23 protein-coding genes are annotated in these 23,303 nt (G+C 45.2%); 11 read left to right on the top strand and 12 right to left on the bottom strand.

The window, feature by feature from the left end; translation table 11 throughout:
- Positions 1-246 precede the first annotated feature (246 nt).
- The 4 genes from CDZ87_RS06325 to CDZ87_RS06310 are packed head-to-tail and all read left to right on the top strand — an operon-like array spanning position 247 to position 4,306.
- The gene (locus tag CDZ87_RS06325) at positions 247-1,197 is read left to right on the top strand and encodes a YbgA family protein (protein WP_100752691.1); all 951 of its coding nucleotides are present in this window, start codon (positions 247-249) and stop codon (positions 1,195-1,197) included.
- Positions 1,187-1,975, top strand: a complete 789-nt coding sequence (locus CDZ87_RS06320) for a MerR family transcriptional regulator (RefSeq protein WP_100752690.1) — start codon at positions 1,187-1,189, stop codon at positions 1,973-1,975. The genes CDZ87_RS06325 and CDZ87_RS06320 overlap by 11 nt, the downstream gene beginning before the upstream one ends.
- A gap of 8 nt (positions 1,976-1,983) precedes the next feature.
- Positions 1,984-3,411: a deoxyribodipyrimidine photo-lyase gene (gene phrB / locus CDZ87_RS06315; RefSeq protein WP_100752689.1), complete on the top strand. Its 1,428-nt coding sequence runs from the start codon at positions 1,984-1,986 to the stop codon at positions 3,409-3,411.
- Entirely contained in the window at positions 3,401-4,306 is a 906-nt protein-coding gene (locus CDZ87_RS06310; protein ID WP_100752688.1) for a L,D-transpeptidase family protein, read from the top strand. Before phrB ends, CDZ87_RS06310 begins: the two co-directional genes overlap by 11 nt.
- Positions 4,307-4,354: 48 nt before the next feature.
- Here the strand turns inward: CDZ87_RS06310 and CDZ87_RS06305 are convergent, their stop codons facing one another.
- A complete protein-coding gene (locus CDZ87_RS06305; RefSeq protein ID WP_038177420.1) occupies positions 4,355-4,603 on the bottom strand; it encodes an Lpp/OprI family alanine-zipper lipoprotein in 249 nt (82 codons plus the stop codon).
- A gap of 343 nt (positions 4,604-4,946) precedes the next feature.
- On the opposite strand from CDZ87_RS06305, the gene CDZ87_RS06300 reads away from it, so the two are divergent.
- Entirely contained in the window at positions 4,947-6,290 is a 1,344-nt protein-coding gene (locus CDZ87_RS06300) for a DEAD/DEAH box helicase (RefSeq protein ID WP_100752687.1), read from the top strand.
- A 208-nt stretch (positions 6,291-6,498) separates the two neighbouring features.
- Here the strand turns inward: CDZ87_RS06300 and CDZ87_RS06295 are convergent, their stop codons facing one another.
- Together CDZ87_RS06295 and CDZ87_RS06290 are read right to left on the bottom strand one after the other, a co-directional pair.
- Positions 6,499-7,869, bottom strand: a complete 1,371-nt coding sequence (locus CDZ87_RS06295) for a YjiH family protein (RefSeq protein ID WP_100752686.1) — start codon at positions 7,867-7,869, stop codon at positions 6,499-6,501.
- A 240-nt stretch (positions 7,870-8,109) separates the two neighbouring features.
- Entirely contained in the window at positions 8,110-8,775 is a 666-nt protein-coding gene (locus CDZ87_RS06290; protein ID WP_100752685.1) for a YoaK family protein, read from the bottom strand.
- A gap of 209 nt (positions 8,776-8,984) precedes the next feature.
- Here CDZ87_RS06290 and CDZ87_RS06285 point away from each other — a divergent pair, with 209 nt between their 5' ends.
- The 3 genes from CDZ87_RS06285 (at position 8,985) to shyA (ending at position 11,454) form a co-directional block, all read left to right on the top strand.
- Entirely contained in the window at positions 8,985-9,596 is a 612-nt protein-coding gene (locus CDZ87_RS06285; RefSeq protein ID WP_100752684.1) for a hypothetical protein, read from the top strand.
- Between the two features lie 102 nt (positions 9,597-9,698).
- On the top strand, positions 9,699-9,998 hold the full coding sequence (locus CDZ87_RS06280; RefSeq protein WP_038177403.1) for an isoamylase early set domain-containing protein: 300 nt from the start codon (positions 9,699-9,701) through the stop codon (positions 9,996-9,998).
- Positions 9,999-10,149: 151 nt separating this feature from the next.
- Positions 10,150-11,454, top strand: coding sequence for a peptidoglycan DD-endopeptidase ShyA (shyA, locus tag CDZ87_RS06275; RefSeq protein WP_100752683.1), 1,305 nt, complete (start codon positions 10,150-10,152; stop codon positions 11,452-11,454).
- Between the two features lie 71 nt (positions 11,455-11,525).
- Here shyA and ppsA read toward each other — a convergent pair whose 3' ends face one another.
- A complete protein-coding gene (gene ppsA, locus CDZ87_RS06270) occupies positions 11,526-13,895 on the bottom strand; it encodes a phosphoenolpyruvate synthase (protein WP_172953554.1) in 2,370 nt (789 codons plus the stop codon).
- 173 nt (positions 13,896-14,068) lie between these two features.
- Between ppsA and ppsR the strand changes: the two genes are divergently transcribed.
- Entirely contained in the window at positions 14,069-14,902 is an 834-nt protein-coding gene (ppsR, locus tag CDZ87_RS06265; RefSeq protein WP_100752681.1) for a posphoenolpyruvate synthetase regulatory kinase/phosphorylase PpsR, read from the top strand.
- Positions 14,903-14,904: 2 nt separating this feature from the next.
- On the opposite strand, the gene CDZ87_RS06260 is transcribed toward ppsR, so the two are convergent.
- From CDZ87_RS06260 to CDZ87_RS06230, 7 genes are all read right to left on the bottom strand, one after another.
- On the bottom strand, positions 14,905-15,636 hold the full coding sequence (locus CDZ87_RS06260; RefSeq protein ID WP_100752680.1) for a substrate-binding periplasmic protein: 732 nt from the start codon (positions 15,634-15,636) through the stop codon (positions 14,905-14,907).
- A gap of 61 nt (positions 15,637-15,697) precedes the next feature.
- The gene (locus tag CDZ87_RS06255; protein ID WP_100752679.1) at positions 15,698-16,480 is read right to left on the bottom strand and encodes a heme ABC transporter ATP-binding protein; all 783 of its coding nucleotides are present in this window, start codon (positions 16,478-16,480) and stop codon (positions 15,698-15,700) included.
- A complete protein-coding gene (locus tag CDZ87_RS06250; RefSeq protein ID WP_100752678.1) occupies positions 16,480-17,517 on the bottom strand; it encodes a FecCD family ABC transporter permease in 1,038 nt (345 codons plus the stop codon). The genes CDZ87_RS06255 and CDZ87_RS06250 overlap by 1 nt, the downstream gene beginning before the upstream one ends.
- Positions 17,518-17,529: 12 nt before the next feature.
- On the bottom strand, positions 17,530-18,375 hold the full coding sequence (locus tag CDZ87_RS06245; RefSeq protein WP_100752677.1) for a heme/hemin ABC transporter substrate-binding protein: 846 nt from the start codon (positions 18,373-18,375) through the stop codon (positions 17,530-17,532).
- Positions 18,376-18,389: 14 nt separating this feature from the next.
- Positions 18,390-18,800: an ExbD/TolR family protein gene (locus tag CDZ87_RS06240; protein WP_100752676.1), complete on the bottom strand. Its 411-nt coding sequence runs from the start codon at positions 18,798-18,800 to the stop codon at positions 18,390-18,392.
- A complete protein-coding gene (locus CDZ87_RS06235; RefSeq protein WP_100752675.1) occupies positions 18,797-19,501 on the bottom strand; it encodes a MotA/TolQ/ExbB proton channel family protein in 705 nt (234 codons plus the stop codon). Before CDZ87_RS06235 ends, CDZ87_RS06240 begins: the two co-directional genes overlap by 4 nt.
- Positions 19,501-20,232, bottom strand: a complete 732-nt coding sequence (locus tag CDZ87_RS06230) for an energy transducer TonB (protein WP_100752674.1) — start codon at positions 20,230-20,232, stop codon at positions 19,501-19,503. Before CDZ87_RS06230 ends, CDZ87_RS06235 begins: the two co-directional genes overlap by 1 nt.
- Positions 20,233-20,547: 315 nt before the next feature.
- Here CDZ87_RS06230 and hutX point away from each other — a divergent pair, with 315 nt between their 5' ends.
- Positions 20,548-21,069, top strand: a complete 522-nt coding sequence (hutX, locus tag CDZ87_RS06225) for a heme utilization cystosolic carrier protein HutX (RefSeq protein ID WP_100752673.1) — start codon at positions 20,548-20,550, stop codon at positions 21,067-21,069.
- 19 nt (positions 21,070-21,088) lie between these two features.
- A complete protein-coding gene (hutZ, locus tag CDZ87_RS06220) occupies positions 21,089-21,613 on the top strand; it encodes a heme utilization protein HutZ (RefSeq protein WP_100752672.1) in 525 nt (174 codons plus the stop codon).
- Between the two features lie 204 nt (positions 21,614-21,817).
- Here hutZ and CDZ87_RS06210 read toward each other — a convergent pair whose 3' ends face one another.
- Positions 21,818-23,236 (bottom strand): aminotransferase-like domain-containing protein, encoded by a 1,419-nt coding sequence (locus CDZ87_RS06210; RefSeq protein WP_100752671.1) that lies wholly within the window; start codon positions 23,234-23,236, stop codon positions 21,818-21,820.
- Positions 23,237-23,303 lie beyond the last annotated feature (67 nt).

Genomic DNA, 23,303 nt, shown 5'->3' with positions numbered 1-23,303 from the left:
TGAGAGGTAGCTCACATAAAGTGGTTGTTTTTGGTTCTCCACTACTATTGATAACTAAATGTGTTGAAAGTGATTGAGCAATCGATTCGGAAAAACGTTTGCTTAACAAAATGAACGAAAACGGATTTAATTTCGTAGCTGCTATTTAAAGTTATACAAATATTTTTTTTGTACACCCAGTTAAACTGTGCTAAAACTTATACAAGAATAAATTTTGTATAGCACGGTAATGTAAAGGAGCCACTCATGGATCAAACGATTAAAATAGGCATCAGTTCTTGTGTGTTAGGTGAGCGTGTGCGTTTCGACTCGGGCCACAAAATAAGTAAGTTTGTGACTAAGGAACTTGCACCATACTTTGATTTTGTCCCAGTGTGCCCAGAAGTCGGCTCTGGCATGCCTGTGCCTCGACCTACCATTCGACTGGTTTCCGACCAAGAACGTATTGCTCTGGTTGAGACAAAAGATCCCACTCAGGACCATACTGATAAGGTGATGGATTATTCGAAAAGTAAAGTTGCCGAGCTCGAACAGCAGCAACTTTGCGGCTACATCGTTTGTGCAAAGTCTCCTACTTGCGGTATGGAACGAGTCAAGGTGTACAATAAGAACAACGCTGAAAGTATTGGGGTTGGCCTTTATACCAATGAATTGATGAAAGGCATGCCTTGGTTACCGATTGAGGAAGATGGTCGTCTTAATGACCCAGTGTTAAAAGAGAACTTTGTTACGCGAATATTCTCACTTCATGACTTCTACAACTCGATGGGGGATGAGCCTACGCGAGGAAAGATCGTAGCGTTCCATTCGCGATACAAACTTACTTTAATGGCGCACCACCCTGCCTCTTATAAAGAGTTAGGCAAGCTTGTCGCCAACATCAAAGAGTATGAACTCGACGAGTTTTATCGCCTGTATCGAGAAGGGCTAATGAACGCAATGGCACACCGCGCCAGCCGCAAAAACAATACCAATGTACTAATGCATATCCAAGGTTACTTTAAGCGCAACTTAGACAAGAATCAAAAGCAAGAGTTACGTCAGGTCATTGATGATTATCGCGTCGGTCTACTACCTTTACTTGCGCCATTGACGCTGTTAAAACACTACTTATCGGCTCATCCAGATGAATATTTGGCCGAGCAGGCCTTCTTGCAACCACACCCTCAGGAGTTACGTTTAAGATATGGATTGTGAGAAAAAGCTATACGCAATTCGTGAAGTCTCTGAAATAACAGGCGTTAAACCAGTGACACTCAGAGCTTGGCAAAGACGTTACAGTCTAGTTCAACCTCAGCGAACTGAAAAAGGGCATCGTCTGTACACAGACCAAGATGTCGCTTTGATCGGTGAGATCCAAAGTTGGCTCAACAAAGGGGTGCCGATTGGCAAGGTCAAAGCGGTGCTTGAGTCTAATGTCTCGCTTGATGGCGTCGAGTTGGTTGGCGTAGAGCAGTTAGAAGAGGTGGCGAAATTTCTTCAGGCTCTGGCTGATTTGAACAAGAGTAAAGCCGACGCTATCGTCAGTACGGTGCTAAAAGAGTATCCGCTCGACGTGGTCGATAGCCAATTTATTCAGCCTTCAGTGAAAGCATTATCTTTAGTCCGTTTTGGTTTGCGCTCACTGCAAAAAGGATTAATGGATGCGATTTTGTCTGCGCGCTTGAGCGCCATCATTGATGCCGAGAACAAAGCGGCTCGAAGTGGACGTTGCTTGTTTATTAGCTCAGATTCTATCAATGGCTTTGGTTCGAGACTATGGGCATTGAAACTTTCACAATTAGGTATGCATATGGTGATCATCGATGGTGTCGATGATTTATCTGGGTTAGTTGAGCATAGCGGTTTAGGCGCTTATCAGGTATTGGCTCTTTATAGCTCGCGTCCGTTAGGCCCAACTCAGACCGCAATAATAGAAAGAATCAAACACAGCTTTGATGGTGAAGTTTTGCTGTCAGATTTGATTGAACACTAGAGGGTAAAATGAATATTGTCTGGTTACGTCGAGATTTACGAGTAGAAGATAACAGCGCGCTTTATCACGCCTCGATAAGCGGTGAACCTGTGGTAGCGGTTTATATTGCCACACCACAAACGTGGGCTGAGCATCATCTTGCTCCGATCCAAGCGGACCTTCTCTATCGTCGCTTATTCGAACTGCAAAAAGACCTCGAGCATAACAATATACCGCTGATTTACGCGCAAACGCCGACGTACAATCAAGCGGCACAAATGGTCGCTGATCTCGCACAAACGTATTCTGCTTCGAGGGTATATTTCAATAAAGAATATGAAATCAATGAAGTTGCACGTGATAAACAACTTGTTGAATTGCTTGACGCTGCCGAGCTTGAAAGTCAAGCACTAGATGATAAGTGCCTATTGCCACCGGGTAGTGTGATGAATAAGCAAGGACAATACTTCAAAGTGTTTACCCCGTTCAAACGTGCTTATTTAGCCAAAATGTATCAACAGTCATGGCGAGTCACTAAAGTTACTCCTATTGCTCAACGCGCAGTGTGGCATGATCAAAAGGTAACGTTGTTGTCCCTTGAATCCTGTTTTGATTATCCTCGCGAAAGCAGTGAAGCTTACGCGGTTGATACACAATCTATCATTGACCAATTACGTGCTTTCGATCGCGATGGTGCGGATGACTATGACCAGCATAGGGATTTTCCGGCACTAAACGCTACCAGCTTACTGTCACCTTACCTTGCTATTGGCGCGTTATCAGTACGTCAGTGCATGGCACGCTTAACCTACCATCGTGAGCTACCTTTAACGGGCGGACGAGAGGTGTGGCAAAGCGAATTGGTGTGGCGAGAGTTCTATCAACATTTGATCTACTTTGAACCTAAGTTAAGTAAAAGACACAGTTTTACGCCGTGGGGAGATAATCTGTTGTGGCGTGATACCCCGGCGTTTATTGAGGCATGGAAAACCGGCAATACGGGCTACCCAATTGTCGACGCGGCGATGCGTCAACTGAATAAAACCGGTTGGATGCATAATCGTCTTAGGATGATTGTGGCCAGCTTTCTTGTCAAAGATTTGCATGTTGATTGGCGTATTGGCGAGCAATATTTTATGTCCAAGCTGGTGGATGGTGACTACGCTGCAAACAACGGTGGGTGGCAATGGTGTGCATCAACGGGCTGCGATGGTCAGCCATACTTTCGCATTTTCAACCCAACCACACAGGGCGAACGTTTTGACCCTGAGGGGCACTTTGTTCGCACTTGGGTTCCTGAGTTAGCCAATTTGCCTGACAAGTGGATTCACTCTCCTTGGAAGTCGCCCAATGCCAAAGCTTTGTCATATCCTGCACCAATCGTTGATCACAAGAGCGAAAGAGAGATAACCTTAAGCCTCTACAAAGAAGCCAAGGAAACCAACAATGGTGCGTAAATTTATTGCTTGGTGTTGTTGCTTGAGTACATCTGTGTTTGCTGCCACTTACGACCTCCCGCTTGAAGGTAGCAGTATTGTTGGGCGTACTCAGTTTCATCAAGTGGCAGAAGGTGACACACTGGCAAATATTGCCAAGCAGTATGATGTGGGATTTTTGTCGCTTATGGCGGCAAATAAAGGCGTCGATCCATTTTTGCCTCAAGTTGACTACGTACTAACCATACCAACTCAGATAATATTACCTAATGTCGAACGTCAAGGAGTGGTGATTAACTTGGCTGAGCTGCGCCTCTACTACTTTCAACCTGAAATCAATAAAGTTCATATATTTCCGGTTGGGATTGGCCGAATTGGTCGCGATACGCCAGAAATGGAAACTCGCATTAGTCAGAAACGCCCTAATCCGACGTGGACGCCACCAACCTCTATTCGAAAAGAGTACCGTGCGAAAGGGATCGAGCTGCCTGCTGTGGTCCCAGCAGGGCCTGACAACCCTCTAGGGGAGTATGCACTTCGCCTCGCTTATGGTGTCGGTGATTACCTTATTCATGGCACCAATAAAGATTTCGGAATCGGTCTTCGTGTCAGCTCTGGTTGTATTCGTATGGATCCAAAAGACATTGAATGGTTATTTGAAAAGGTAGAGTTAGGCGAAAAGGTGCGCGTGATTAATCAACCGATTAAAGTCGCTTTAGAGCCCGATAGAAGTGTGTTTGTTGAAGCGCATGAACCCCTAACGCGCAGCGATGGTGTCAAGCACGATCTGGACGTGCCGATAGAGCTGAGTTGGTGGTTAGAAGAGTTTGATTATTCTGACATTAAAGCACGTGCGGTCATCTTGGCACAAAACGGTGTCCCAGTTGAAATTGTTGCGCCAACACGTACCCACTAAATCAAAAGAGGGGTCAGCATGCTGACCCCTCTTTTTTAGAAAGACGAATTACTTAGTGTAAGACTGAGCAATGTTGTCGATACGCTCGTTAGCACGTGCTGCTTCTTCTTGAGCTGCCATTGCTGAATCGTTCGATTTACGTACTTCTGATTGTAGAGCTTGAACGTCTTGGCTTAGTTGGCTGACTTGATTGCTTAGCTCATCCATCTTTGCTGTTGTTGCTTCATCAGGACCAGAGGCACAACCTGCGAGTAAAAGAACAGATGATGCAGCAGCTGCGATCAACATTTTGTTCATAAGAGAACTCCTTGCTTGTAAAGTATCAATATAACACCCTATAACTTCTTACTCTTATAGTGGCGTTTTCAGTGTAGCTCTAATTATAGGCATCCTAAAGCATGGCAAAGTCAAAAAAACCCAAGAATTTAAGCAATTATCGAATTAGGTGATCGATGTCTCACTGGTAGCAGCAATCAGTGTCAGTCATTCTATTGACTGCATTTGACGTGATTTTGCATGACAAGATTATTTTATGTGATCTCTATCCTCTTTCGCTGAATACAGTTATCATGGCCTGTTATTAATATTTTCGTGTTTATTCGGCACCCATTTGACGTCGTGCCATCAACACATAGTTCAATTGGAGAATACTTTGCAGTTTAAAGAGTTAGGCTTAGACAATCGCTTACTGAAGAACTTAAAACATTTGGATTTTAACAAGGCGACAGACATACAGCAACGCGCCATTCCGGTTGCGATCGCGGGTAAAGATCTGTTGGCTTCATCAAAAACGGGTTCAGGTAAGACGCTGGCATTTGTTTTGCCTATGCTACATAAGTCTTTAAAAAACAAAGCTTTTTCAGCAAAAGATCCTCGTGGCCTAATTTTGGCACCGACGCGTGAACTGGCAAAACAGGTTTACGGCGAATTACGCACAATGCTGGCGGGTCTATCGTACGATGCGACTTTGATTGTTGGCGGAGAGAACTTCAACGACCAAGTGAAAGCTTTGCGTCGCTACCCTAAGTTTATTGTGGCTACCCCAGGGCGTTTAGCCGATCACTTAGAGCATCGTTCTTTGCACCTCGATGGACTAGAGACGCTAGTACTGGATGAAGCAGACCGTATGTTGGATTTGGGTTTTGCCCCTGAACTACGTCGCATTCACAACGCGGCTAAGCATCGTCGTCGTCAAACCTTGATGTTCTCAGCGACGTTAGATCATACTCAAGTTAATGATATTGCTATTGAGATGCTTAACGCACCCAAACAAATCGCGATTGGTGTGGGCAGTGACGAGCACAAAGACATCACGCAAAAATTCTATTTGTGTGATCACTTAGATCACAAAGAAGCCATTCTTGATCGTATTCTGAGTGAAGCGCAGTACAAACAAGTGATGATCTTTACGGCGACACGCGCTGATACAGAACGCTTGACTGACAAGTTGAACGAGAAAAAGCTTAAAGCGGTCGCGTTAAGCGGTAGCCTAACGCAGACGCAACGTAACACTATTATGAGTCAGTTTGAGCGAGCGGTGTTTAAAATCCTGGTCACAACAGACATTGCATCACGCGGTTTGGATATCACCAATGTGACACACGTGATTAACTTTGATATGCCAAAACATACCGAAGAATACGTCCACCGCGTGGGCCGTACGGGGCGTGCGGGTAATAAGGGCGATGCTGCTTCTTTAGTGGGGCCGAAAGACTGGGATAGCTTTAAACGCGTTGAAACCTACCTACAACAAGATCTGGCATTTTCCGAGCTCGAAGGTTTGCAAGGTAAGTTTAAAGGAATCAAACCGCGCAAGCCTGATTTCCGCGTCAAAGATAAAACGACCAAGAAAGCGAAACCTCAGGCGAAAAAATCAATTAAGAAGCCAGTCAAACGTGATAAGAGTTTCCATCAGAACGTTGCGGTGGGCGATAACGTCTTTATCCCTAAAAAGAAAGTTGCACCAAAAATTGAAGACGAGTAACAAAGCTTAAAAGAGAAAGGGTTGCTAGATTGGCAACCTTTTTGTCACAAACAATGGTATTAACTTTGTTCAGTTGCTCTACTCAACGTTCAGCATAGTACATAGCTATATAGAATAGACAAAAGTGATAAGTTCTTGTGGATTTTCGCTATCACTCGGTCCCATGGAAAAAGCCCCGATTTCGGGGCTTTATTGATATCAATGTGGATTAGAAAATCAAGTGTGCAACACCTGCAATAACCGGAAGGGTGATCAGCGTACGCAGGATAAAGATGGTGAACAGTTCAATCAAGTTCACCGGGATACGGCTACCAAGTAGCAAGGCGCCCACTTCTGACATGTAAATCAATTGAGTGACTGACATTGCAGCGATGACGAAACGTGTCATTTCATTGTCGATAGAGGCTGCGAGAATCGCTGGAATGAACATATCAGCGAAACCAACTACGATGGTTTCTGACGCCGCAACCGCTTCAGGTACACCGAGTAGTTCTAGAAATGGAATAAAGGGTTGGCCTAAAATGCTGAACACAGAGGTGTACTCGGCAATAATCAATGCAATCGTACCAAGCCCCATAACGACTGGTAGCACGCCAAACACCATATCAACCGCGTTACGAATACCTTCTGCAAACACACTACGTACTGACTTTACCTGCGCTGCTTTACTAAGGGCTAAGTGCATACCCCAAGAAAAAGTGGTGTGATCATGTGGAATGGCATCAGCATCGCTGGCAGGTTTCGAACCATCGATAAAGGTATCTTTTTTTAAGCTCAGTGGTGGTAGACGAGGAATAATCACCGCAGCCACAAAGCCTGCTAAGCAGATCGCGCCGTAAAACGGCAAGAATAGGTGCTCAAGTTCTACTTGGGCAATCACGACCAAGCTAAACGTTATTGAAACGGCAGAGAATGTGGTACCAACGACTGCAGCTTCACGCTGAGTATAAAACTTCTCTTCATACTGCTTACTAGTGAGTAAGATACCGACAGAGCCGTCACCAAGCCACGAGGCCATACAGTCAATCGCACTGCGGCCAGGAAGGTTAAACAGTGGGCGCATGATTTTGCTCAACAAGGTACCAAATAACTCAAGCAGACCAAAGTTAAGTAGCAATGGTAGTAAAAGGCCTGCAAAAATAAATACAGAGAAAAGTGTTGGTAACAGGCCTTCAAGTACTAGACCACCAGTATTTTCTTCCCAAATGGCTTTTGGTCCGACTTGGAAAAATGTCATGATGACTGCAGCGCCACCAATTAAACGAACGGCAAGCCACAATGAGCTCGGATTAAACAGCCCGTTAAGGAACGCATTATTTGCAATGAAAGTCGGTGTCTTAATACGACATGCTACTGATGCGATTGCCATAAACGCAATGATAGCTGTCACGATGTGCACTAAGTAATCACCAAAAATGGCTTGAATAGACTTGGCTAAAACGGCAACGGGAATAGTGAGATCACCTTGATAGCTTATCGGCGCCATAAAAAGAAACAGGCCAACTAACGAAGGGATAAAAAACATCCAAAAGGTCGCTTTGCTTTTGGTTTGTTCGACAGATTGTGCGTTATTTTGCATATACTTCTCGAGTTACAACTAGTTAAATATCGTAGCCACTCCTTGTGGCATAGTTATTCACTAAACATCCATATTTTATCAAATTAGCGCAAGGTTAATGGCTTTTAACTTTGCTTGCAATACTATTCAATAAATATCGTTAAATATTCATTATAAAGCATTGATTATTTTGACGTATTCAGTTTAATGTGTCGAGGATGTTAAATTGTTTAAAATTGTGTTTCAAGCAAGAAGTGTCAATTAGTGATTGATATGTCGTTCGGCTATATACAGCCAGTAGGTGACGGCCAAGGTAAGGGCGAGCAGTACCGGTACGATCAAGGCCGCAATCGAGAGACGTGCGTATAAGTTCGCGCCGAGAATCCCACCGGATAGGAACCCACTGAAAATAAACAGAAACAGTTTCGCTTTGCGAAAATCAAAACTTTCACCACGTAATTTAGCGCCGATCATGATACCCAGATCCGTCATGATCCCCGTCATATGGGTCGTGCGAATGATAGCGCCACTGAACGTTGTGATCATCGCGTTTTGCAAGCCACAAGCTGCAGAAGCGAAATATTGCCCCGATTGATGGCCATTGCTGAGCAAGTAGTAAGATAAAGCCAGTAGTGCGCTTTCGATACAAAGAGCGACTCCATAGCGTCTGCCAAGTTTCAGTGCGGTGCTTTCGATAAATGTGCCGCTGAGTGTCGCGCCAAACAAAAAGCTTAACAAAATCAGTAATAAGTGGCCGGTTTGGTGGTTGAACTCTAAGACAGACGTGCCTAGCAGCGTCACTGTGCCAGAGATATGTGACACGGCTTGGTGTTGAAAACCGAGTAATCCGATAGCGTTGACAATGCCAGCTAGCAAGGCGAGTAGAAAAGCGCCATATTCTACCCAGCGTGGAAGTTTTGTAATCACGATGTGCTCCTGTTGCTGAGGGGCGCAATTATAGTCCCACAATAAGGTTACTGATAGGGGGCTGGTTGAAAAAACCGTGTGATCAAATAAGCTTTTTCTGATGTTGTGCTTATGACCCTTTCTATTGTCGTTGCTGGGTTGTTGTATCTAGTCAAGCTAGCCTGATACCATACAGCCATCAAAAAAGTATTCGAGACAAAGCAACGCTAATGAAAAAACGTTTGTTACCTATCCCACTGATTTTGTTGACTCCCATTGTATTGCTAGTCGTTGTTTCGGCGGCAGGTCTCTATCGGTTCAGCTTATCAGATGAAGAAGTTTTGGCTAAGTTTCCCAGTTATTCGGCACAAAATGACGCGATTATGCAGTTGTTGTTTTCACTAACTACACCTAATCCATGGACAATCAAAGTCCCTGAGAGTGGGACATTCACCTTTATAAAAAGCAACAATCAGCCAAGGATTTATAGTGGCAAATATCAAGATGGTGTTGAAAGGGGAAGTGTGTCAATCGACACTCGTTATCTATTAAAAATTGCTGACAATCGTTACATCCACCCTTTAAGTGTCATTAATCAAGGCTCCGGTGTCTTTTACTATTTAACACTTAGTCATTACGATACGGCCCGCCAACGTATGGTGAGTGAGAACGCACAACTGTTAGGTGACAGAATCCATGTTAAGGGCATTGTTGTCGATGGTGATAGGGTTACGGTCACCATCCAAGAACGTGATGCTCATCAAGCGATGTCGGAGGAGCCGACAAAAATAACCACTATACTGTTCAAGATAACTGAGCAAGATAGCTTAGAAAGGCAATAGTTGTGCGGCGAATATACAGTATTGAGTATGTGTGATGAATTGCTTATTATTTAACCTAGCAAGTTATGAGATGGACCTTAATTGTCGTTAATGGAGTTAAATATGATCAATAAACGCTTTTTCAAAACCAAAGATGAAGTTGAAGTGACGTTTGAGCTCGATGCTGAACACGTTAATCAATCTGTTTGGATTGTTGCGGACTTTTTAGATTGGCAACCAACCGAAATGAAAAAAGTCGCTAAATCGAAGAGCTATAAGTTCAAAACACGCTTACCTAAAGACAGTCATTTTGAATTTAGATACTTGGTCGATAAAGAAAAATGGGTGAATGACCCACAGGCTGATCAATACCGACCTAACGGGTTTGGCGAAGATAACGCCCTTGTTTCGACCTATCAGTAGCAGTTATCGTTAAAGGGTTTACTGTTCATTTTAATCAATAAAGGCGCATTTTGCGCCTTTTTTACCTTAAAGTTGATATATCACAGGTGACAACTTCTAGAGAAATTCGTACTCTTAGGCCTTTGGTTATTTCAATTATTAGGTCAAATTTGTGCAATCTAGAAGTTTTAAGCCTCGCTTCCGAGAGTTATCGCGTCGAAAGAAGTTAGTATTATTAACACTGCCTATTCTTGCTGCGGTTGTTCTTTCGTCGTCTGAACGTGACCGATACCATCGTACCATTGATGTTTCTCTTCCTGAATCAACGCTTGTTAATGACATTTTGTTAAGTAACGAAGTGACGGCTGATCTTCCTAGTTACGAGTACGAGATCAAAGCAGGTGATAACTTAAGCAACATTTTTAATCAGTTAGGCTTTGGTTACAGCGAACTGATGAAAATTATGGAAACGGATCTAAACTTTTTAGCGTTAGATACTCTCAAACCGGGCAACACATTGCGTTTTTGGCGTGACGAAAACTCCCAAGCTTTGGCAAAAATGGAACTTGAGTTCAGCATGGTTGAACGAGCTGTTTACACAAGAATGGAAGATGGTGGTTACGAATTTAGTGACGTCAAGATTGCAGGTGTTTGGAAGCCTTTGCCACTGGTCGGGGAGATTAATGGCAGTTTCTCACAGTCTGTTCATGCGCTTGGTTTAGGCAACAGTGAAGTTGAGCAAGTGGTCGGCTTGTTGAAAGATAAGATTAATTTTTCACGGGATCTAAGAGCTGGTGACCGTTTTGAAGTGGTTCAATCACGTCAGTTTGTAGCTGATCAATTGACGGGAAATCGTGAAATACAAGCGATTAAGATTTATAACCGAGGACGAGTGCTTTCAGCCTATCTGCATAGCGATGGTCAATATTACGATGCAAAAGGTGACAGTTTACAACGTGCCTTTCAGCGCAAACCGGTCAACGGTAACTATCGGTTGAGCTCGCAATACAATCCGACACGTAAGCACCCTGTCACTGGACGTGTTGCACCGCATAATGGGACTGACTGGGCAACGCCGACAGGGACACCGATTGTGTCTACTGGTGATGGTGTCGTGATCATGACACGCAAGCACCCTTATGCGGGTAATTACGTTGTGATTCAACATGGTAGTCGATACAAAACACGCTATTTGCATTTAAGTAAGATTTTAGTGCGTAAAGGACAAAAAGTGTCTCGCGGTCAACGTATTGGTCTGTCAGGTGCAACGGGGCGTGTGACTGGACCACATATCCACTATGAGTTGATTGATAGAGGGCGTGCGGTCAATGCGATGAAAGCCAATATCCCAATGGCTAAATCCGTACCTAATAATCAAATGGCCGCTTTTAAAGACAAACGTGATGAGATGGATGCTATGCTCAAGCAGCGAGAAATTGAATTGGCTCAGCAGGTTAACCTTCAACCAACCAGTTAATTGACGCTAGTAAATGATTAGGAAAAATAAAAAGGCTTCCCTACAGAAGCCTTTGTTTATTTTACCGCCAATTATTTAGCTGCTTTGCCAAGTTTTAACCAGGTATCAATCACGGTATCGGGGTTGAGTGACACTGAGCTAATACCCTGATCCATCAACCATTCAGCGAGGTCTTCGTGGTCCGATGGACCTTGACCACAAATTCCGACGTATTTGCCTGCTTTAGTTGCGGCGTCAATGGCCATCTTCAACATGGCTTTCACCGCTGGATTACGTTCATCAAACAGGTGCGCAACGTCGCCTGAGTCACGATCAAGGCCCAGTGTTAGCTGAGTCATGTCGTTTGAGCCGATCGAGAATCCATCAAAGTACTTGAGGAACTCATCCGCCAAAATAGCATTGGATGGTAGCTCACACATCATGATCACTTTCAGGCCTTGGTCACCACGACGTAAATTGAACTTAGCCAATAGGTCAATCACTGATGCGGCCTCACTCGGTGTCCGCACGAAAGGAATCATGACCTCGACATTTTTCAGCCCCATCTCATTGCGTACACGTCTAATGGCTTGTGTCTCTAGCTCGAAGCAATCTTCAAAAACCGGAGAAATGTAACGAGAAGCACCACGGAAACCAAGCATCGGGTTCTCTTCATGTGGCTCATACCCTTGTCCACCGACAAGATTGCTGTATTCGTTCGATTTAAAATCCGACATACGAACAATCACGCGTTTCGGCCAAAAAGCGGCGGCGATGGTGGCGATACCCTCGGTAAGCTTGCTGATATAAAAGTCGATAGGATCTTGGTAACCGCGAATACGCTGAGTGATCTCTATTTTTATCTCATCGCTTTGTTGTTCAAAGTTAAGTAGCGCTTTCGGGTGAATACCAATCATTTTGTTAATGATGAACTCAAGACGAGCAAGGCCAACACCTTCATTTGGAATTTGAGCAAAGTCGAAGGCACGATCTGGGTTGCCAACGTTCATCATGACTTTAGTTGGTAGCATCGGCAGCTCATCAACCGCAGAGCGCTTGACCTCAAAGTCTAATTCGCCTTGATAAACATACCCCGTTTCGCCTTCTGCGCAAGAAACCGTGATTGTCATACCGTCATTGAGGCTTGAGGTAGCATGACCGCAGCCAACGATAGCAGGAATACCCAATTCACGAGCAATGATTGCCGCGTGGCAAGTACGACCACCACGGTTAGTGACAATCGCCGAGGCTTTTTTCATCACCGGTTCCCAGTCTGGGTCGGTCATGTCGGTCACTAAAACATCGCCTTCTTGCACCAGTGACATTTGATCCAATGAGTCGACTAAGCGCACAATACCTGAGCCAATACGCTGACCAATAGCGCGACCTTCAATCAATACTTCTGCTTTATTGTTAAGCTCGTAACGTTCGATAACGTTTTGTTCGTTTTGAGAACAAACCGTCTCTGGACGGGCTTGCACTATGTATAGCTTGCCATCAATGCCATCTTTGGCCCACTCAATGTCCATTGGACGCTGGTAGTGTTTTTCAATGATCATGGCTTGTTTAGCCAGCTCAGTGATCTCTTCATCGTTTAGAGAGAACTGGTTACGCTCTTGTTCAGTCGTATCAATAATGTCGACTTGCTTACCAATCTCTTGGTTGGTGGAGTAGCTCATTTTGATGAGCTTTGAACCAAATGTTTTTTTCACGATTGGATGTTGGCCCGCTTCAAGCAGTGGTTTGTGAACGTAAAACTCGTCAGGGTTAACTGCGCCTTGAACAACCATCTCGCCTAAACCCCATGAAGAGGTGATAAATACCACCTGATCAAAGCCAGATTCCGTGTCTAGGGTAAACATCACACCAGATGAGGCTTTATCAGAGCGTACCATGCGTTGGATGCCCGCCGATAACGCGATGCCGCGGTGATCGAAACCTTGATGAACGCGATAAGAGATCGCGCGGTCGTTAAATAAGGAGGCGAAGACATGTTTGGTTGCTTCTAGTACTGCCTCAATGCCTTTGACATTAAGGAAGGTCTCTTGTTGACCTGCAAACGAAGCGTCGGGTAAGTCTTCGGCTGTCGCTGAAGAACGCACCGCGACTGATAACTCATCATTGCCTTCAATCAGTGTTTGGTAGTTGTCGCGAATATCTTGTTCGAGTTCCGCAGGGAATGGGGCTTCTAATACCCATTGACGTATGGTGGCACCTGTCTTGCGCAGGGCTTGTACATCATCAACGTCTAGTTCATCGAGCAGTTGGTGGATGCGATTGTCCAATCCTTCAAAATCTAAGAATTGATTGAACGCGTAGGAAGTGGTGGCAAAGCCATTCGGTACAGACACTCCAGCATTGGCCAGGTTTGAAACCATTTCACCAAGTGATGCGTTTTTTCCGCCGACTTTGTCGACATCTTCCATCGATAGACCATCGAACCAGAGGGTGTTCTTTTGCATGTACTTCTCCAGAAACATTGCAGCGTAGGGATTAAAGGCAAACGATTACGTAAAAGCATAAAAAAATTCACCAAGAATTTTTAAAGCTGTGGGGGACGTAACAGTCAGCCAGGTTTTATTATCGATATTATGTCGACTATCCTACTCAAAAGAATTTTAAAGTTTAAAATAAAATGCAAATTGAAAGTCAAAGTCGTGATGTGTTCTATGTTTCTGATGGAACGGCCATAACATGTGAGACATTAGGCCATGTTGTTTTGGGTCAATTTCCGTTTCAAGCCAATGAGAAAACCTTCCCGTTTGTTGAAAGTGAAGATAAATTGGCTGACCTGATCAAAGAAATTGAAACTTCCTACCAAACTCACGGCGTGAAACCTTTGGTGTTTTTCTCTCTGGTGATTCCACAACTGCGAGAAAAACTATTGGCGTCGCACTGCTATGGTTATGATGTGCTCGAAAGTATTGTGCAGCGAGTACAAGATGATATTCAGTTAGCCCCCAAGCCCAAGTTGCAGCGCTCACGCAGTGTCGGGCGCGATAGCGTGAAATACTTCGATAGAATTGCTGCCATTGAGTACACCTTAGCGCACGATGATGGCATCACCCTTAAAGGACTTGAAGAGGCAGACATTATCCTGCTTGGTGTATCACGCAGTGGTAAGACACCAACGAGTTTATACATGGCAATGCAGTTTGGTCTACGCGTTGTGAATTACCCATTTATCGATGACGATTTAGCACGTATGAAGCTGCTACCTGAGTTTGAAATTCATCGCCATAAGTTGTTTGGCTTGACCATTAATCCCGAGCGATTGACACAGATTCGTCAAAATCGTTTAGCAGGCAGTGACTATGCGAGCAACGAGCAGTGTCTGCATGAATTACAAACCGTCGAAGCGCTGTTTCGCCGTGAAGCGATTCCTTATATTAATACCTCAGCACTTTCAGTTGAAGAGATTTCAACACGGGTACTTGAGAGAGCCGGTCTTAAACGTCGTTTACTTTAATTCTACTCTCGTACCAAACGAAAGTAGTTGTCGAGTAACGCCTTCAGAGTAGGGGCACTCTCGAGCTGACGAGAGATCAACATATAAAATTTGTGCGGTTCCATGTTGGGGACCGGTAAAGATATGATGTCATCTTTGACATAGGGTTCCCCTCGTGGATTTTTATTGCCAGTCAATATCTCAGCCCAGCTAATATAGACCTCGCACTCACCTGTTTCCAACTGATTTAAAGAGTGTTGAATCGTGTGTCCTGAGCGTTCGATCTTGGTTAGCTCAAAATCTGAGTAGTTATAGTTATGATTTCCGCAGACTTTGTAGTCGTTTAAATCGGCAACATCGGAGATAACCAAACCATCAGGAAAATGCTTAACTGAAAACAAGTAGTAGGGGGTCACGGTGTAGTACCACTCGGTGTAGAGATAATCCTGCACTCGTTCTTCATTATAAGATGCGCTAACGGCAAGATCGTAATTGCCCGCCTTGGTACCTTTAAGGCAGCGTGACCATGAGGTCATTGTCATCTCATAGTCAATGCCATGCCTTCCTAGGGCTTGGTCGAGCACTTGTTTATCAAACCCTTTTACCTTATCGTTTTCTTGATAAGTGTAAGGGCGCCAGTCTAGAGCATCACCGCACACTCTTAACAGAGGGATATCGTTAAAGGTGTGCGCATAGACATTAACACCAATAAGTAGAGTAACAACGAGGATTAGTCTGTGGGCAAAGTGCAGCATGGTTGTCCCTTTTGTTACGTATTCAGTCAAGAGTATAGTTAAGCTTTGCCCAGCTTACAGATTAGTTGTCAGGATAAATCTGCGGGAACCCTAACGTTGGATGAGTCGTTACTATGGCGTTGTAGTCATAGACATGTTTGAGCATAGCCACAGTCAGTGCTTGTTTTGGAGGTGCATCACAAACAATATCTCCGTTGTGTAAAATGACCATGCGATCAGCATACTGGGCGGCGAGGTTAAGGTCATGTAATACGACTACCACCGCCGCATTGGATTCGGTAGCTAATCGACGTGCGATTTTAAGCGTATTTTGTTGATGGGATAAATCCAGCGCTGATGTCGGTTCATCGAGCATGAGAATCTTTTTTTCGTTAGATTTGTCAAGTTGAACTAAGACCCGAGCTAAGTGCAGCCGCTGTTTTTCGCCTCCAGAGAGTGAGGGATAGAGTCGCTTGGCAAGGTGCCATACATCGGTTAAACGCATGTATTTCTCGGCCATCGCGCGAGTCGTACTGTTGGTGAGTTTGAGCGGGATCGCACCAAGCTCAACGACTTCATGGGCTAAAAAAGGAAAACTCAAGGTGCTATGTTGCGGTAACATAGCAAGATGTTGAGCCAGAAGATTGGCTGGCCATTGCTGGCGAGGCACATCGAAATAGCGAATATCACCCGTTGAGGGAATCTCGCCGCTGAGCAGCTTAAGTAAGGTACTTTTGCCTGCACCATTGGGACCAAGCAATGCGGTCACTTCTCCACAGCGTATGTCGATATCAATGGCGTTTAACACAGTTCGGCCAGAAAAATTCATCGACAGATGACGACCGGATAACGCAATGGCACTCATCAGAGTATTTGTCCTTTTTGCTGAAACAGTAAATAGATAAAAAATGGTGCACCTACCAGTGCGGTTACAATGCCAACCGGAAGCTCTGCTGGGGAAAGTGCAATGCGTGAAATCATATCCGCGCCGGTAAGCAGCAGGGCGCCCAGCAAGGCTGAAATCGGTAACAATGAGGTATGGTTGGGCCCTGAAATCATCCTGCCAAGGTGGGGAATAACTAAACCAATGAAACCGATCATCCCTGCAACGCTGACGGTAACGCCAACGCCTACCGCGGTGAGTAAAATCAGTTGGCGCTTGAGTTTTTGGAGTGGAATGCCTAAATGATATGCTTCGGCTTCACCAAGTAATAACGCATTAAGAGCCGTTGACTTTGCAATGAAAATCATCAATAAAAGACCCAGCGTTATCGCGCAAAGAATAATACTAGACGAGTTGGCACCAGCGAGTGATCCCATTGACCACAAGGATAGATCGCGCAACATCTGATCATCAGCGACAAAATTGAGATAACCAATCCCCGCACCAGACAAGGCGCTAATTGCAACACCAGCGAGCAGCATAATGGTGACTGACGTGCCCATCTTACTCGTGCCTAGTTGGTAAACTAGCAGGGTCGTCAAAGCGCCGCCAAGAAAAGCAAACAGTGGAACAGCTGCAAGATTCATCAGTTGTGGGTAGTGCTGGGAGATATCGCTAAACAATACAATCGCCAGTGCTGCGCCGAGTGAGGCTCCTGCGGACACACCAATAATACCGGGCTCTGCCAGTGGATTACGAAACAGCCCTTGCATGACAGTGCCACATATCGCGAGGATGGCGCCAACCAATATACATAGCAATGTTCTCGGCAGGCGAATATCGTGAACCACTAAGTTTATGTGTGGCGCTAACTGCTCGGAGTGAAATAACAGGCTTTGCACACTTTGCCAGAAAGTGATGTTCATCGGCCCGACGGTCACTGAACTTATCGCGGCGAGCAGCAAAATACTGCTAAATAGAATCATCAGGTAGCGTAGCGGAAGTCGACGTAATAACATTTCAATCTCTCGTTAGTGAAGCTGTGCGCTGATGCGCTGTGCTTCAGCTAGGCTTTTTAGACCAAGGCCGCCCACCAATGCGCGTCCATCGACTTGAATAAAATGTCGGTTCTTACCGGCGGGTGTTGCGGCAAGCATCGGCATTTTTTTGAGAATTTCATCTGCGCCACCAAGAGCTTTGTAACTGCGCCCACTAACCAAAATAACGTCAGGCTGCATTTCAATCATGGCTTCGGTGGATAAGGGTTTATACGAAGAGAGTGTTTTCGCCGCCGGATTAACGCCACCTGCGAGTTCGATGATCGTGTTGGGTGTGGTGTTCGCGCCTGCAACGTTGGCTGGTCGTCCTTCGTGAAGTAGCAAAAACAGGACTTTTTTGCTCGTGCCGAGCGGACGTTTATTGGCTGCTAAAGTGTCGAGTTGCTGATTCACTTTTGCTTTTAACTGCAAAGCTTGTTGCTCGGCGCCAGTGATTGCTGCAATGTCATCAATACGCGCTAACAACCCTTGAGGCGTCGGTTCAGTGTTAATGATATCTACGTTTACCCCTGCGGCGCGAAGTTGGCTGAGTGCGGTTTTCGGCCCCATCTCATCTGAGCCAATTAATCGTGTCGCGCCTAGCGCGAGCAACCCTTCCGCAGACAACTGACGATGGTAGCCAATGGTTGGCAATGATAACCCCTGCGGAATGTCACTCGTGACATCAACCGCGATCAATTTATTTTGCTGGTTTAAGGCAAACAGCAACTCTGTCACGGTGCTACCGGCACTAATGATGCGCTCACTAGCAAAAGAGGTGGTGGAAAATACCAGCAAAAGCAATGCACTTGAGAGGGTGAATAAACGTGAATTGAACATGATAAACTCGACTATTATTTTTCTTCGGTTAAAAGTTGGGTAGCTTGAATCCCATTTTGTTGCAAGAATCCAAGTAATTTGACTAGGTATTGCACATCCGCGGTTCTATCGGCGGCGATGGCAATCGGCTGCTTTTTTGCATGGTGTGCTTCGAGCAGAGCAAGGGTAAAGTTCTGCCAGTCAATATAGGTTTTGCCATTAATGGCCCAGTGCGGTTGGTTCGCCAGAATATTAATGGTTAACGAATCACTTTCTACGGCTGACGTAACCGGCGAATCTGATGCAGGCAGATCCACCTCTAACGATTCAAGTTTCACTGCAGCGGTAAGCATTAAGAACACCATGACAATGAAGATGATGTCTAGCAATGGAGTGAGATCAGGGCTAGAGCTCATTAGAGTGTCGCTTTTAGGTGCTTTGATCATAATGACGCTTCTGTTCTGATGAGATCACTGTCGCTTGGCGGTATAACATCCGTCAGGGAAGTTGGAGTGGGTTGCCAGTGGATGCCTTCTAACCATAAATTGACATAATTGAGTGTGTGTTCGAGCTTCGCTATGACTTTGTCTGCCCATAAACCGAACAGCTGAGCAGCAGTAATAGCAGGCAGGGCAACCATCAAGCCTGCAGCGGTAGTGCGCATTGCGATGCCTAGTCCTTCAGCTAAATCATTAGGGGTGATGTTGCCAGATGAAGCGGCAACGCCTTTAAACATCGCTATTAATCCAAGTACGGTTCCCAATAAACCGATCAGTGGACTGAGCACACCAATTAAAGTCAATAAACGCAAGCCAGAGTGTAACTGGTGACGTTTTTCTTGTAGCCACATTCCTGCCGCGTCTTCACGCAGTGTTTTGGCAAAAGCGTGATGAGCCAGTAGCATGGCGACGCCTTTGTATAGCAATGGACGTTTGATTGACATCATTTCAGCCAGAGTCTCAATTTGCTGGCTGTCGGTCGGGGAAATCTGTTGCAGCTGTTTGCCAATGGCACGTTTGCCGACGCCTAAGCTAATCAAAACTTGAAAGAGTCGTTCAACGATGATCATTAAGGTGAGTGCTGAGCACACGATCAAGGGCCAGGTCATTAAGCCAAGCTGTTGTTGTAAAAGTTGTATCTGTTCCATTATCGATCCAATTTAAAACGAATAGGGATTTGCACGCGATGAGCCATGGTTTGACCATCAATAGAATGGGGCGAGAATTTCCAATCTTTTATCGCGTCCAGCGCTGACTTATCGAGCAAGGTGGCTCCGGATGACGAAATCAATACTTGCTTGACTTGGTGGCCATTCTCATCAAGCCATATCTCATATAATGCCACGCCTTCGATACCTCGTTTGCGCGCCATTCTTGGGTAATGAGGGGCGCGAGGGCGAGATAAAAACGAGGGATTTTCAATGATGACTGGTTCAGTAGTAACGCCTCGATTTGCGACCTGATTTGTTGCTCTTTCAGGTTGTTTTTTATCGACCTGTGGTCTTTGTCGCTCGGTCGTCTCGCTTGGTTGAGCAGTCTTCGTTAGCGTTTGAACCTTGGGTTGTTGGAGCGCTACCTTAGGTTGATTGGGTGAATTATGCGGTTGTTTTTTGTTCTTAACCGGTGGCGATTTTTTTACGATCTGGTCGGTTGCGGCAGGTGCGGAGGTCTGACTCTGTGCTGGTGTGCTGGCTTTTTTGGGCTCTGACACAGTTTCGGCTTTCGCTGGTGCAGCGATGGCTTTAAAGTTCAGTGAAACCGATGTCGATTGTGAACCCACAGGCATGGCGAAAGCCTTGGGTTCTTGCGCCACGAACAGCACTGCTGAGTGGGCTGCCATAGATAAACTCGCGGCAATCGTGTATCGCTTGATATTCACTTGATTGTGCCTTTTACAAATCCTTGATGACTAAGATAAATCAATTATCGCCCAACATGCAAATAATATCAATTATCAATTGCATTCGCATTAGTGGCAATTTATTATCGATGGCAAATCAAAGATAACTGCGCGAACGATAAGTTCACGACATATCAAAGTTTTATATATCATTTGGTTAGATCGTATCTTCGTTGAGTTAAGCCGCATCAGCCGTGTGAGCGACTTGCCACATCGATGCTAATCAATTACGACTACCGTTTAACCATCAACAAAAAGCGCGCTTATGTTGTCGCTGTTTAATTGGAATAACTCATGGATTCATTATCACAACGAGTGGCGAAATTACTCGAGCAAGACCCCACGTTGCTGCCTGCTGCGATGGCTCAACAATTGAGTGTGTCAGAATTTGATGTGGTGGCGGCGTTGCCAACAGAAATGACGGCGATTGTCGATGGCGATCAAGCCCAAGCGATCTTAGAAAGTTTGGTCGGTTTTGGGCCAGTGACAACGATTGTCCACTCGTTTGGTTCAATCTTTGAAGTGAAAGCGCCTTTCCCAAAGGGTAAGTTGGCTCGTGGTTATTACAACTTAATCGGCAGTGAAGGTGAGCTACATGGTCACCTTAAACTCGATAATATCCAGCATATTGCCTTGGTCAGCAAGCCATTTATGGGGCGTGAAAGCCACTATTTTGGCTTTTTCTGTCCAGCTGGGAATAACGTTTTTAAAGTCTACCTTGGCCGGAATAACAAACGTGAATTGATCGCTGAACAAGTGGCCACCTTTAAGCAGTGGCAACAAGAATTTAACAACAGTCATTTGACAACAATATAGGCTAAGAAGGAGAGTGAATATGGATCAGCAGGTTAAGCAAGAGCGTTTACAAGGGCGTTTGGGCCCAGAAATTAAAGCGTTTCGCCAGCAACGTAAAACATTGCAATTGGCTACCGTTGATGCCGAGGGGCGTCCAAATGTCAGTTATGCGCCATTTGTACAAAACCAAGATGGCTATTTTGTGTTGATCTCAGAAATTGCTCGTCATGCGCGCAATTTGCAAGTGAACCCGAACGTTTCAATCATGATGATTGAAGATGAAGAGAGCTGCAAACAACTGTTCGCCCGTAAGCGCTTAACCTTTGATGCCGTTGCTTGTGTGGTGAAGCGCGATAGCGAACAGTGGCAGCAAGTCATTGGCCAGATGCAAACCCGATTTGGTGAAATAATCGATGGACTGAGTCAATTACAAGACTTCGTTTTATTTAATCTTAAGGCTGAAAAAGGCCTGTTTGTAAAAGGTTTTGGTCAAGCTTATCAAGTCGCCGGTGATGATTTAGTCGATTTCGTCCATTTGCAAGAAGGGCATAAAAAAGTCTCTTAACCAACACTGTTGTGGTGATGAAAGAGGTTGCGGTGGTAAAAGAGGCGGAGTTTGCTAGTCTCAGTAATTAAACGAACGCTAGCGCCGGGTGATTAGGCTAAAAGCTCGAATCAGGGCGTGTTAAAAACGCAATTTCTAGCGAAGTACTTTCACGGCCAAGGATCTCGTTACGATGAGAGTATCGGTGTGTGCATAATCGACTCCTTAGCGGTTTACTTGATGATGGATGAGCTCAGCCAGCTTTACAACGCCGTTTTTCCAGTCAGGGTGGGTTAGGAAGTTTGAGCAACTAAAACGAACACAGTGTCGATACTGCCCTTCGGTAGCAAACAAGGTTCCGGGAAGAATACTGATGTTCAGTGCTTTTGCCTGTTGATAGAGTTGCTCACTGTCTGACTTTGCTGGCAATGATAACCAAACGAGAAACGATCCTTGCGGGCAATAAAGCTGATAACGGCCATTTAGGTTTGCGTAGGCATCAAGCGAACGGGATAATTGCTGGCAAAACATTCGCACATTGGTTTGGTATTCGCGTTGCATTCGTTTGACATGCTGTTTGTATTTGCCGCTATTGAGAAAGCCAGCCACCGCAGATTGCATTAGGTTGAGGCTTCCCATGTTGTCGCTGACTAGGAGCTTCTCAATTTCGGCTTGATAACGACCGGCCGCAATCCAACCAATGCGTAGCCTTGAATCAAGCATTTTCGAGAGCGAGTTGACATAAATGACTCGATCGCGCTTGTCGAGCGTTTTGAGTGGTGTAATGGTTTCATCAAAGGTGAGCGCGCCGAACACGTCATCTTCAATAATGGCAACCGATTGAGCCGCTTCAAGTAGCGCAAGACGTTTTTCTAAAGGCATCTTGGCCCCAGTAGGGTTGGTAAAGTTTGGCGTGACGACGATAACGCGAATTAGCCACTTGGTTACCGCTTGCGCTAATAAATCTGGATCCATACCACTGCGCGGACAGCTCGGTATTTCAATAACTTTCAAACCTAGCGATTCCATCAATAGCAAGTTACCGAAATAGCACGGCGATTCAACGGCGACAATATCACCTGGCTGGGTCATCGCTCGCAGTGCGAGGCTAATCGCCTGCTGAGCACCATGAGTGACCGCGAGATCATTGCTCGACACCTCGACACCAAGGCCTTGGCTTATTTTAGTTAAATGTCGAAGCAACAGGGTATTGCCCGGAGGTAGCTGATAATGGCTTGGAATCTGACTTTGCTGACGACTGTGACGCCCGATCTCTGCATACAGTGTTTTTATCGCCGGGGAATCAATATTAGGATGTGCTGAGCCGGTGGCCAACCACTCGCGTTTAGGAGAATAGGTCAATATTTCTTTGCACAGCGACAACAGATCGACATGGTTAGGTTGTGTCACCTGCGATACAACGTGACGTGGTGTCTGTACCCGATAACCTGATTTCGCCACCGCATAGATAATACCTTGTCCCTCTAACTCTTGATAAGCACGAATCACGGTATTTTTACTGACGTTTAGCTCGCTACTCAAATCGCGAATTGACGGTAGTTTGTCTTCGTTGGACAGTTGACCTGTATGGATTCGAGTTTTGATATGGTCCTCGACCATGACGTATTTATTGCTGATGCCCATTCATCTGTACCCATATAAAAAGTCTAATCTGTGTCTTTATCATTTTTCTGTACCCAATAAAGTAGCC

Origin of the sequence: Vibrio salilacus (assembly GCF_002811245.1) — a bacterium.
Taxonomy (GTDB): Bacteria; Pseudomonadota; Gammaproteobacteria; order Enterobacterales; family Vibrionaceae; genus Vibrio; species Vibrio salilacus.
Note: the sequence above shows the minus strand (reverse complement) of the source record. Positions and strands in the feature narration are given on the sequence as shown.